The 10005-nt window shown below is 59.6% G+C and carries 13 protein-coding genes; 7 read left to right on the top strand and 6 right to left on the bottom strand.

All coding sequences use genetic code 11. From position 1 onward, the window contains the following. Positions 1-203 precede the first annotated feature (203 nt). The 3 genes from csrA to HBO23_RS10470 all read left to right on the top strand — a co-directional run bounded on the left by csrA (position 204) and on the right by HBO23_RS10470 (position 1262). The gene (gene csrA, locus HBO23_RS10480) at positions 204-398 is read left to right on the top strand and encodes a carbon storage regulator CsrA (RefSeq protein ID WP_003192511.1); all 195 of its coding nucleotides are present in this window, start codon (positions 204-206) and stop codon (positions 396-398) included. Between the two features lie 209 nt (positions 399-607). Next, positions 608-871: a hypothetical protein gene (locus HBO23_RS10475; RefSeq protein WP_170038003.1), complete on the top strand. Its 264-nt coding sequence runs from the start codon at positions 608-610 to the stop codon at positions 869-871. A gap of 94 nt (positions 872-965) precedes the next feature. Further along, entirely contained in the window at positions 966-1262 is a 297-nt protein-coding gene (locus tag HBO23_RS10470; RefSeq protein WP_017138762.1) for a hypothetical protein, read from the top strand. 19 nt (positions 1263-1281) lie between these two features. On the opposite strand, the gene HBO23_RS10465 is transcribed toward HBO23_RS10470, so the two are convergent. Beyond that, positions 1282-1959, bottom strand: a complete 678-nt coding sequence (locus HBO23_RS10465; protein WP_170038001.1) for an HAD-IA family hydrolase — start codon at positions 1957-1959, stop codon at positions 1282-1284. A gap of 221 nt (positions 1960-2180) precedes the next feature. Between HBO23_RS10465 and HBO23_RS10460 the strand changes: the two genes are divergently transcribed. The 4 genes from HBO23_RS10460 (at position 2181) to HBO23_RS10445 (ending at position 5433) form a co-directional block, all read left to right on the top strand. Further along, a complete protein-coding gene (locus tag HBO23_RS10460; protein ID WP_170037999.1) occupies positions 2181-2951 on the top strand; it encodes an alpha/beta hydrolase in 771 nt (256 codons plus the stop codon). A 110-nt stretch (positions 2952-3061) separates the two neighbouring features. After that, positions 3062-3322, top strand: a complete 261-nt coding sequence (locus HBO23_RS10455) for a DUF2790 domain-containing protein (protein ID WP_017138759.1) — start codon at positions 3062-3064, stop codon at positions 3320-3322. Between the two features lie 42 nt (positions 3323-3364). Next, on the top strand, positions 3365-4036 hold the full coding sequence (locus HBO23_RS10450; protein ID WP_056861264.1) for a heavy metal response regulator transcription factor: 672 nt from the start codon (positions 3365-3367) through the stop codon (positions 4034-4036). Beyond that, positions 4033-5433 (top strand): heavy metal sensor histidine kinase, encoded by a 1401-nt coding sequence (locus HBO23_RS10445; protein ID WP_170037997.1) that lies wholly within the window; start codon positions 4033-4035, stop codon positions 5431-5433. Before HBO23_RS10450 ends, HBO23_RS10445 begins: the two co-directional genes overlap by 4 nt. A gap of 15 nt (positions 5434-5448) precedes the next feature. On the opposite strand, the gene pcp is transcribed toward HBO23_RS10445, so the two are convergent. The 5 genes from pcp to HBO23_RS10420 form a co-directional block, all read right to left on the bottom strand. Continuing rightward, a complete protein-coding gene (gene pcp / locus HBO23_RS10440; protein ID WP_170037995.1) occupies positions 5449-6090 on the bottom strand; it encodes a pyroglutamyl-peptidase I in 642 nt (213 codons plus the stop codon). A gap of 7 nt (positions 6091-6097) precedes the next feature. After that, on the bottom strand, positions 6098-7048 hold the full coding sequence (locus HBO23_RS10435) for a DUF979 domain-containing protein (protein ID WP_169988581.1): 951 nt from the start codon (positions 7046-7048) through the stop codon (positions 6098-6100). Beyond that, positions 7045-7761: a DUF969 domain-containing protein gene (locus HBO23_RS10430; RefSeq protein WP_169988583.1), complete on the bottom strand. Its 717-nt coding sequence runs from the start codon at positions 7759-7761 to the stop codon at positions 7045-7047. Before HBO23_RS10430 ends, HBO23_RS10435 begins: the two co-directional genes overlap by 4 nt. Positions 7762-8003: 242 nt before the next feature. Next, the gene (locus tag HBO23_RS10425) at positions 8004-8429 is read right to left on the bottom strand and encodes a GNAT family N-acetyltransferase (RefSeq protein ID WP_170037993.1); all 426 of its coding nucleotides are present in this window, start codon (positions 8427-8429) and stop codon (positions 8004-8006) included. Positions 8430-8873: 444 nt separating this feature from the next. Beyond that, positions 8874-9995: an NADH:flavin oxidoreductase gene (locus HBO23_RS10420; protein ID WP_017138751.1), complete on the bottom strand. Its 1122-nt coding sequence runs from the start codon at positions 9993-9995 to the stop codon at positions 8874-8876. Positions 9996-10005: the final 10 nt, after the last annotated feature.

The raw sequence follows: 10005 nt of genomic DNA, 5'->3' as shown, positions 1-10005 counted from the left end.
CTCCTTGCGGGTTTGCTTGCGCTTGCCAGCGTACTCGGCGTCGGCGAAGGTCATCTGCTTCATCGGGAAACTCGGTGGGTGGGGTCGCGGTATTTTGCCAAATCAGAAAGTCTTTTTCAGAGTTTCCTTAGCAGTAAGCTACACACATCCGACACCTGCCCTGTCTGAAACATGTGTCCTTAAAAGTAATCAAGGAGAAGTCCATGCTGATACTCACCCGCAAAGTTGGTGAAAGCATAAACATCGGTGATGACATCACGATCACCATCCTGGGCGTCAGCGGCCAGCAAGTACGAATCGGCATCAACGCACCCAAGGACGTTGCCGTGCATCGCGAGGAGATCTACCAGCGCATTCAGGCTGGCCTGACAGCTCCGGACAAAAACCAGACTCCTTGACTCCTCACTCAGTAGCCAGCCTTTTCGTTCATTGTGATGGCTGGCGAAAACCCTTCCGCCCACTCGCGCTTCCTGCATGATCGGCGTGCTTTATGCTTTCAGCTACGCTGCAAGATAAAACTGTCTTGGCGACTGGAACTTGTTACGTAATTCGCGGCCGAATCCACTGACTATAACCCTACCATCAGTGTGCGTTCAGGAGCACGTCGATGAGACCGATTGCAAAACAACCGCTTGCCTCCAAGTCTTGGGGGATCGCCCTGCTGATAGGGCTGGCCTTCGTGGTGCTGGGATATGGCGTGAAGTTCGAGATCGAAACAGTCAGTGACCCCGGCAAGCGTTCGTCGATGGAACTTACACTCTTCTTGTGCGGTTACCTGTTCGTGTTCTGCCTGCAGCCTATCCAGAAAGCCATTTTGCGCAAATTACGCCAGCGCGCCGCGCAACGTGAGCACCCGAAAACCGCACGTTGATGGCGGCTAATCTGCTATTAGATCGCCGGTATTTACAGGTCGGCGGCAGGATCTATGCTTGGGCTTGCACGGTTTCTGAAAGGCATTGACGCAGATGGATACCCTCAGCAAATCTCAAATCGAAGCGGCCCTGGCGGCGCGTTTGCCCAGCTATGCGATCACCTGTACGTTACACGCTGACGGCACCCTTTCCGCCATCCTTAGTGGTCCGGAAACCGACCATTTCGCGATTACCGGCATCGTGCGCGCGCACTACCATGGCCCCGAGGCGATTGCCCGGCTTGCCAATGAAATCCTCAGGGAAATGGTGCTTTCGCGCCAAGGCATCAAGAGCAGCCGACTGCAGGCGCCACCCGACTCGCCTTCCTGCGCACAAAGCCGAGACCAATAACGGGCTCGGCTTTTTCGTTTCAGTCTTCCAGGCGCTGCAAGCGTAACGTGCCCTCTGCATCGCGCAGAACCTGCAGCGGCTGATAGTCGTTAATGCAGGCATGCACCGTGACGATCGGCGTCAGGTGTGTATTGGTTACAACCAGCACATCCGCGCCGGCCGCCTCCCCGGCGCGAATCCCCACCGAAGCGTCTTCGAACACCAGGCAATCCTGCACCGGCACACCCAGACGCTGGGCGCCCAGCACGTAACAGGCGGGATCGGGCTTGCCGCTGGCAACGTCCTCGGCCGTCACCAGCACGGCCGGGGGCGTAATACCGGCCGCAGCCAGGCGTCGTAGCGCGAGCGCCTTGGGCGCAGACGTGACCAGTGCCCATTGATCGCCAGGCACGCTATTCAGAAACTCAACAGCACCGGGAATCGCCACCACGCCTTCGACGTCGTTGATTTCGGCCTCGGTAATCCACTGTGCTTCAACTTCGGGATCTACCCCTGGCAGCGCCTGGCGGGTAATGGTGTCAATGGCGCGTGCGCCATGAATGGTGGTCAGGAACGCCGCCACCTCCAGACCGTGGCGTTCAGCCCAGATGCTCCACACGCGCTCGGCGGCGGCAATCGAGTTGAGCAGGGTGCCATCCATATCAAACAGGAAGGCGCGATAACGTTGGGTGAATACGGCTGGACCTCGAATGGACACTGCGTGGCTTCCTCATAGGCGGTAACAAATAATCGGCCCGATGCAATCTACGGGTCACCTCCTCGCTTGTAAACGCCAGCGGTATCTGGCGGCCCCTGCGATTGAATGACAGGTTTGTAATGAGCCTGTAAGGCTTGTCAGCACCCTCGCTTCATACAGTGGCGTCGTCAGTCACCCACACCGGGTGGCACAACTTCCCACTGATGATGAAGGGCCGCACGATGAAACCTGCCAGCAAACTCTGCCTGATCGCCGCCAGCCTGTTGATGCTGGGCACCGGCACCGCCATGGCCGGCACTGTCGCGCCGATCAAGGCCAACAATGTGGTGCTGGTGCACGGGTCCTGGGCTGACGGCTCGAGCTGGTCCGAGGTGATCACGCGCCTGCAGGCCGCCGGGCTGCATGTGACCGCCGTACAAAACCCACTGACTTCGGTGGCCGATGACGTCGCTGCCACCAACCGCGTGCTGGACCAACAGGACGGCCCTACCGTGCTGGTCGGTCACTCCTACGCCGGCACCGTGGTCAGCGACGCCGGGGCGAACCCCAAGGTCAGCTCACTGGTGTACGTGGCCGCCCGTGCACCGGACACCAACGAAGACTTCGTCGCCCTGTCTGCCAAATACCCCAGCACGCCGGTGCGCGCCGGTGTCGTCGAGCACGACGGTTACCTGACGCTGAACCAGGACGCCTTCCTCAAGTACTTCGCCGCTGACGTGCCGCGCGCCAAAGCCCTGCAGCTGTTCGCGGTACAACAGCCGATCGCCAAGACCCTGTTCAACGGCCGCACGGTGAATGCCGCCTGGCACACCAAGCCGTCCTGGTACGCAGTGTCGAGCAATGACCAGACCATCAACCCGGACCTGGAGCGTTTTCTGGCCAAGCGCATGAACGCGACCACCATCGAACTGCCGTCGAGCCACTTGTCGCTGGTGTCCCACGCCAAGGCAATCACCGACCTGATCCTCGAAGCGTCCGGCCGCCAGCCTTAAACCACGCATTACAAACTTGTCATGATCCTGTTGGCTGGCTGTTTGGGGTGCCTGGTTACTGTGAACTCACTGCCAGCCCCGGCAGCCAACCCTTAAAGAGAGCTACTGCCATGAAACTGTTTATCCTGGGCTTTGCCGCTTTGCTTGCTACCGGCTCTGCGTTCGCTGCCGACACAGCCCCTGAAACTAACGTGATCCACGACAAAACCGGCTTCTTCGTGCACCTGGACGTGGCCAAAGTGCTGTCGAGCACCGACACCTACGGCCAATGCGGGATCGTCCCGGCACAACTCAAATACCTCGACTCCCAAGACCGTGAACACGTGCTGGACTACCAGGTGCAAGGCATCGGTTGCCCCAGTGACAATTGATCCGGCTACACTTGCGCAACGCAGCGAACCAGGGCACTTCCCATGAACATCCTCGTAGTCGAAGACGAACCCAAGGCCGGCAATTACCTGCTCAATGGCCTGCAGGAACTGGGTTACTCGGTGAGCCTTGCCCGCGACGGCGTAGACGGCTTGCACCAGGCGCTGGAAACGCCCTTCGACGTCATCGTGCTGGATGTGATGATGCCGAAAATGGACGGCTGGGAAGTGCTGCGCCGCCTGCGCAAAGAGGCTGACACGCCGGTGCTGTTCCTCACTGCCCGCGATGACATCGCCGACCGCATCAAGGGCCTGGAACTGGGCGCCGACGACTACCTGATCAAGCCCTTCTCCTTCGCCGAACTGGTCGCGCGCTTGCGTACCCTGACGCGTCGCGGCCCGAGTCGCGAAGAAGAGCAACTGCACATCGCCGACCTGCAGATCGACGTGCTCAAGCGCCGCGTCACCCGCAACGGCACGCGCATAACGCTGACCAACAAGGAGTTCGCCCTGCTGCACCTGTTCGCCACGCACCAGGACCAGGTGTTATCACGCTCGATGATTGCTTCGCGGGTCTGGGACATGAACTTTGACAGCGACACCAATGTGGTCGACGTCGCCGTGCGGCGCCTGCGCCTGAAAATCGACGACCCATTCCAGCTCAAATTGATCCACAGCGTGCGGGGCATCGGCTACCGCTTCGACACCCAGCCATGAACCCTCGCCGCCATTATTCGCTGACCCTGCGCCTGGCGCTGATCTTCGCCCTGCTCGCCTTCGCCCTGCTCGCCACCTTGGGCGTTGCGTTGTACCGCGAGCTTGAGCGTGAACTGATCAAGCGTGACGACGCCGCACTGATTTATCGCGCCGACCAGTTGCGCAACCTGCTCAAGGACAGCAACACCCTGGACCTGATCAAGACCAAGCCAGAGCTGTTCCAGAACATGCTGGGCAACAGCGAGTCGGTGCTGAGCATCGCGGCGCCGGGGCAAAAGCCGTTGCTGCTGGTAAACCCGGGCAACATTGCAATGCCAGATGTGCCGCCCGTGCCCACCAACCGTGAACTGGGCTTTGCCGACGTGCACCATTTACCCGGTATCAATGGCGTGCCTTTCGCCACCGTGGCCGCGTCCATCGACTCGGGCGACCTGGGCAGCCTGCAAGTCACCACCGGGCGCCTGATGACCGAACGCACGGCGATGCTCGCCAGCTATCGCTTGAGCGTGTTTATCCTCGCCAGCATCGCCGCGGTCATTCTCGCCATCGTCAGCTACTTGCTGGTGCACCGCGGGCTGGTGCCACTGCGGCGCCTGGCCGTGCACACCCAAGGTATCGGCGTGGGCAACCTGGCCGAACGCCTCGACAGCCACGGCGCGCCCAAAGAGCTGCTGCCAATGATCGACGCCTTCAATACCATGCTTGAACGGTTGGCCAAGGGCTTTGTACAACTGAGCCAGGTATCCACCGACATGGCCCACGAGCTGCGCACGCCGATCAACAACTTGCTGGGGGAAACCCAGGTAGCCCTGCAACAGAGCCGTAACATTGAGAGCTACCAGCAACTGCTGGCGTCCAATGTCGAAGAACTCGAACGCCTGGCACGAATGCTCGACAACATGCTGTTCCTCGCCCGTACCGACCCGGCCAGCGCACTGCGCCAACGCCAGGAACTGAGTGCGGCGGATGAAGTGGAGCGTATAGCCGACTACTTCGAAGGGTTGGCGAGCGATGTGGATATTCACATTCAGGCCGAGGGCGAAGGCCTGATCTGGGCCGAACCGATGCTGTTGCGCCGCGCCTTGGCAAATTTGTGTGCAAACGCCATCAAGTACGGCGCACCCAGTTCGCAGTTGCTGATTCAGGCCATTCCAGACGCCGAGGGCATCAACTTGCGCGTCAGCAACCAGGGGCAGACCATTCCCGCCGAGCATTTGCCGCGCCTGTTCGAGCGTTTTTACCGGGTGGATGAGTCACGGGAACGCTCGGCCCAGTCCAATGGGCTGGGGCTGTCGATTGTGGCGACCATCATGCAGCTGCATAACGGCCGCTACCGGGTCACCAGTGAGGCCGGAGTGACCTGTTTTGAGTTGTTTTTCCCCAGGCGCGAAGCCTGAACACCGCGAGCCGGGTCAACTGACCTGGCCACCGGCCTGCACCACATCAACCTGTGTGTTCCATGCCACCTGCACCGCCAGGCGCAAGCCTTCTAAGGTTGTCACCAATGGCATCGATGCCAGCCCAGTCCCCACCACCTGCTCCGGCAAGTTCGGCACATGGATGAACCCACTGCGAACGTCCGTGCCGGCCAGCGCGTGCTGCAACAGATAAAACACCTGATTACACACAAACGTACCCGCCGTCTGCGAAACCGCCGCAGGCACCCCGGCCTCGCGCAACGCCTTGACCATGGCCTTGATCGGCAATGTGCTGAAGTACGCCACCGGCCCGTCGATCACCACGGGCGTATCGACAGGTTGCTCACCCAGGTTGTCCGGGATGCGCGCATCGTTAACGTTGATCGCCACCCGCTCCATGGAAATGCTGTCGCGCCCAGGCCCAAGCCCCGTGGCGATCACCATCGCCGGGCGCAATTGCGTGATCCACTCAGCCAGGCACTCCCCCACCAGGCTAAATGCACAGGGCAGTCGGCGCGCAACAATCTGCACATCCTCGTCCAATAGCATCCCATCCAACTGGCGTACAGCCTCCCAGGACGGGTTGACCGGGTCTTGATCAAAAGGCTCGAAGCCCATCAACAGTAACGTTTGCATCCTGGCCTCACATCAACAAGTAAAGCAGCACAATATTGACCACCAGCATCATCAATGCCGTGGGCAATTGCGCCTTGATGACCGCGTTCTTGTCCGGCAACTCCAGCAAGGCTGCCGGAACTATATTGAAGTTGGCCGCCATCGGCGTCATCAACGTGCCGCAATAGCCGGAGAACATGCCAATCGCCGCCATTACCGCCGGGTTGCCGCCGTAGATGCCCACCAGCACCGGCACGCCGACACCGCCGGTCATCACCGGGAACGCCGCAAAACCATTGCCCATGATCACGGTAAACAGCGCCATGCCCAATACATACACCATCACCGCCACCAGCTTGAAATCCAGGTTGATATAGGTGGTGGTGACATGGGCAACCGCGGTGCCGACCCCGGCTTCATTGAACAGCAAGCCGAGCATGGCGAGCATTTGCGGCAGCACCATGGCCCAGCCCAAGGCTTCGGTCAGGCGTCGGGATTCACGCAAGGCTTGCACCGGTGTGTCGCGGGTCAACCAACAGGCCAGGCCGAGGGCGATCAGGCAGCCGATGCCCAGGGAGACAAAAGTGGTGTTTTTCGGGTCCAGCAATGGCACGCCGCCGATTTCGGTGTGCTTGAGCAATACCGAGCCAATCACGGTGGTCAGCGGAATGGCCAACGCCGGGATAAACAGCTTGTGGCCAAGCCGACCGGCACTGGCGCGGGCAGACTTGTCATGCAACTGGGCATGCACACCGCGCCCCACGCCACCCAAACCTGCGATCAACGCCATCACCACCACGCCAACGCCGATAACCACCGGCGGCAAACGCTCCCCGACCAGGAACGGAATGGCAAACAGCAACCAGAATACCGCGCTGGACCAGCGCTTGGGATGGGTACGATCCAGCAGGATCATGCCTGCGGTAATCAACAGCAGAATGCCAGCAAGCCAGTACAGGTACTCAATCGAGATAATCATTGCGCAGCCTCCACCGGCGTGGCGACGGGCGTCATCTCGCGAGTAAGCCTTCGGTCGAACCGGTGCAGGCGAATCGCGTGGATGATAAACGCACAAATCGCCGTCGGAATGCCCCACACCGCAATGTGCAACGGCTCCACATCAATCCCCGAACCGAGCAGGAAGGTGTGCATCAGCGCAATCGCACCAAAGGCAACAAAGATGTCTTCACCGAAAAACAGCCCGACGTTATCGGTCGCCGCACACATGGCCAACACCTTGTGGCGCAGTTTGTCCGGCAGTTTGCCGTAGCGTTTTTCCGCTGCGCCTTCGGCCATCGGCGCCAACAACGGCCGCACCATCTGCGGATGCCCGCCCAGGCTGGTGAGGCCCATGGCTGCGGTGGACTCACGCACGAACAGGTAGATGATCAACAAGCGCCCGACGGTGGCGCGCTCGAAGCGAGCGATCCAGTTCTGCGCATGCAGGCGCAGGCCATGGCGCTCCAGCAGGCCAATAACGGCCAGGGGCAGCAACAGGATCAATTGCAGGGCGCGGGTCTGAAGGAAGCCTTCGCCCATGCTGGCGAGGATTTTTTCCAGCGGGAAGTGGGCGGCAAGCCCGGTGGCAATGGCTGCGGCGGTCACCACCAGCAACGGATTGAAGCGCAGGACAAAGCCAACCACGATGACAAGTACGCCGATCAACGGCCATAGGTTCACAACAGTTTGCATGACGATTAAGTCCTAGAATGCGCGCTGCGGCGCCATGACGGCAGGATGTGAACAAAGGGTTCACAGCATGAAAGTGGCGTGCAGCCCGACGTGGTTTTTTATTGTTGACCTGGGAGGTCGAGCGTCAGTGGCGGCAACTGTGCTGCTTGGGGGCGGGAGGTGTCCAACAAGAAAAATTGTTGCTGCAAACCAATAAATTTTGTCGGTGATGGGCGCCGGGTGGCCCGGCGCTTTGAGGGAGTTCAGCTCAAGCGCTTGTGGAAAAAATGGCGTTTATGGCCCGGCGGGAAATCAGCAATGTGGCCAAATTCAGTGAAGCCCTGTTTGCGATAAAACCCGGGCGCCTGGAAGCTGAAAGTGTCCAGCCAGATGCCCTCGCAACTGCGTTCACGGGCCAGGTCTTCAGCCGCACGCATCAATCGCGTCCCCGTGCCTTGGGTGCGCATCTGGTCGGGAATGCTCAACAGTTCAATGAACAACCACCCGAAGGAAATCTCCCCGTAAAGACCGCCCACTACTTCTTGAGAAGCGGGATCACGCAGCAAAATACCGACCGTTTCGGACGGCATCTGGCCGGTGTGGCTGCGGTTGAAAGCCCGCAGCGGCTTGAGAATGGCCTCGCGCTCCTGCGCCGTCACGTCGAACGATACTTCCATTGCCAATTCCATTACGGACTCCATGGGTTGAATTCAATCGCTCCTCAGTATGCCTTGGGCGCACCAAACCTGAGTGGATCTGCGCCAGTTTCATTAACCCAGCGGCGCTCAATCACCTTAAGTCGTCTCGACAGCATGGATCTCGTTCCAGGCCTATACTCAATACAGTGTTGCGCGGTCCTGCGCAGCGCTCAGCGCAGTATTGCCGATGGAGGCAGCCGCTATGTACGCCGGACAAACGAGTATGGCGACAACAAATGGTGAGATACGGTGCCAGATGTTTGCACAGATTATCTGCCTGTTATCGGTGGCTACGCTGTTCTGCTAGCAGTTCTCAGCGCAGTAACCCGCAAAGCGGTATGGGCAGGTATTGGCAAAATTCCAGCTAAAAAAAGAGCCCACCTTTCGGTGAGCCCTTCAACACTCAAGGTTTTGCACGTGTCAGAAGTGTGAGACTCAGGCCAGCTCGGCCAAATCTTTTACGTCAAAAGGCTTCAAGTCGGCCGAATTGCCCGTTCGAATTTTCCTCACCCACTGCGCGTCACTCAGCAGTGCTCGCCCAACAGCGATCAAGTCGAACTCCTCTTTCTCCAATCGCTGCACCAAATTGTCGATCGCTGCCGGTTGGGAGCTTTCGCCGCTGAAGGCGCCGAGGAAGTCGCCGGACAACCCCACAGAGCCGACACTGATAGTCGCAGCGCCTGTCAGCTTTTTGGCCCAGCCGGCAAAGTTCAGACCCTGCTCGCCGTCCAGTTCCGGGAACTCGGCTTCCCAGAAGCGCCGTTGAGAGCAATGCAAAACGTCCACGCCGGCCTCCACCAGTGGCACCAGCCAATCGGACATGCTTTCAGGCGTCGTAGCCAATCGGGCGCTGTAATCCTGCTGCTTCCACTGACTCAGACGCAGAATGACCGGGAAATCCGGCCCTACGGCTGCGCGTATGGCCTTGACCACTTCCGCCGCGAACCGTGAACGCTCCTTGATCGTTGCACCGTTGAAGTGGTCGGAGCGTTCATTCGTACCTGTCCAGAAAAACTGGTCCAGCAGGTATCCGTGGGCACCGTGTATTTCGACGGTATCAAACCCCAGCCGCTTGGCGTCAGCAGCGGCCTTGGCGAACGCCGCAATGGTGTCGGCAATCGCCTCATCATTCATGGCCTGCCCCAGTGGTTTTTGAGGACCGGCAAGCCCCGACGGGCTCTCAAACCCACCGGCGGGCGCCCAGTCTTCCTGGAAACTGGGCGCGGCCCCGACGTGCCAGATCTGCGGCCCCATTTTGCCACCGGCACGATGAACACCATCGATTACTGCTTTCCAGCCTGCGAGTGATTCATCGCCATGGAAAAACGGAATCCGCGACATATTACGAGCGCCCGGACGATCCACCACAGTCCCCTCAGACAGAATTAACCCGACCTGGTTTTCCGCACGCTTGCGGTAATAAGCGGCGATTTGTTCGTCAGGCACACCGCCCTTGGCGAAAGCGCGCGTCATAGGCGCCATTACAATTCGATTCTTCAGGGTCAAAGACTTGATCGTGAACGGCTGAAATAGAGAGTCGAGATTCGTAGAACTCATTGAGAGATGC

This window comes from Pseudomonas sp. WS 5532 (assembly GCF_012985445.1).
In the GTDB taxonomy this organism is placed as follows: domain Bacteria; phylum Pseudomonadota; class Gammaproteobacteria; order Pseudomonadales; family Pseudomonadaceae; genus Aquipseudomonas; species Aquipseudomonas edaphica.
Note: the sequence above shows the minus strand (reverse complement) of the source record. Positions and strands in the feature narration are given on the sequence as shown.

Excerpts from the sequence above, each read along its gene's own strand:
- HBO23_RS10450 (WP_056861264.1), top strand. The coding sequence starts at position 3,365 with ATGAACATCCTCGTAGTCGAAGACGAACCCAAGGCCGGCAATTACCTG.
- HBO23_RS10460 (WP_170037999.1), top strand. The coding sequence starts at position 2,181 with ATGAAACCTGCCAGCAAACTCTGCCTGATCGCCGCCAGCCTGTTGATG.
- HBO23_RS10430 (WP_169988583.1), bottom strand. The coding sequence starts at position 7,761 with ATGCAAACTGTTGTGAACCTATGGCCGTTGATCGGCGTACTTGTCATC.
- HBO23_RS10435 (WP_169988581.1), bottom strand. The coding sequence starts at position 7,048 with ATGATTATCTCGATTGAGTACCTGTACTGGCTTGCTGGCATTCTGCTG.
- HBO23_RS10425 (WP_170037993.1), bottom strand. The coding sequence starts at position 8,429 with ATGGAATTGGCAATGGAAGTATCGTTCGACGTGACGGCGCAGGAGCGC.
- HBO23_RS10420 (WP_017138751.1), bottom strand. The coding sequence starts at position 9,995 with ATGAGTTCTACGAATCTCGACTCTCTATTTCAGCCGTTCACGATCAAG.
- HBO23_RS10475 (WP_170038003.1), top strand. The coding sequence starts at position 608 with ATGAGACCGATTGCAAAACAACCGCTTGCCTCCAAGTCTTGGGGGATC.
- pcp (WP_170037995.1), bottom strand. The coding sequence starts at position 6,090 with ATGCAAACGTTACTGTTGATGGGCTTCGAGCCTTTTGATCAAGACCCG.
- HBO23_RS10455 (WP_017138759.1), top strand. The coding sequence starts at position 3,062 with ATGAAACTGTTTATCCTGGGCTTTGCCGCTTTGCTTGCTACCGGCTCT.
- HBO23_RS10445 (WP_170037997.1), top strand. The coding sequence starts at position 4,033 with ATGAACCCTCGCCGCCATTATTCGCTGACCCTGCGCCTGGCGCTGATC.
- HBO23_RS10470 (WP_017138762.1), top strand. The coding sequence starts at position 966 with ATGGATACCCTCAGCAAATCTCAAATCGAAGCGGCCCTGGCGGCGCGT.
- csrA (WP_003192511.1), top strand. The coding sequence starts at position 204 with ATGCTGATACTCACCCGCAAAGTTGGTGAAAGCATAAACATCGGTGAT.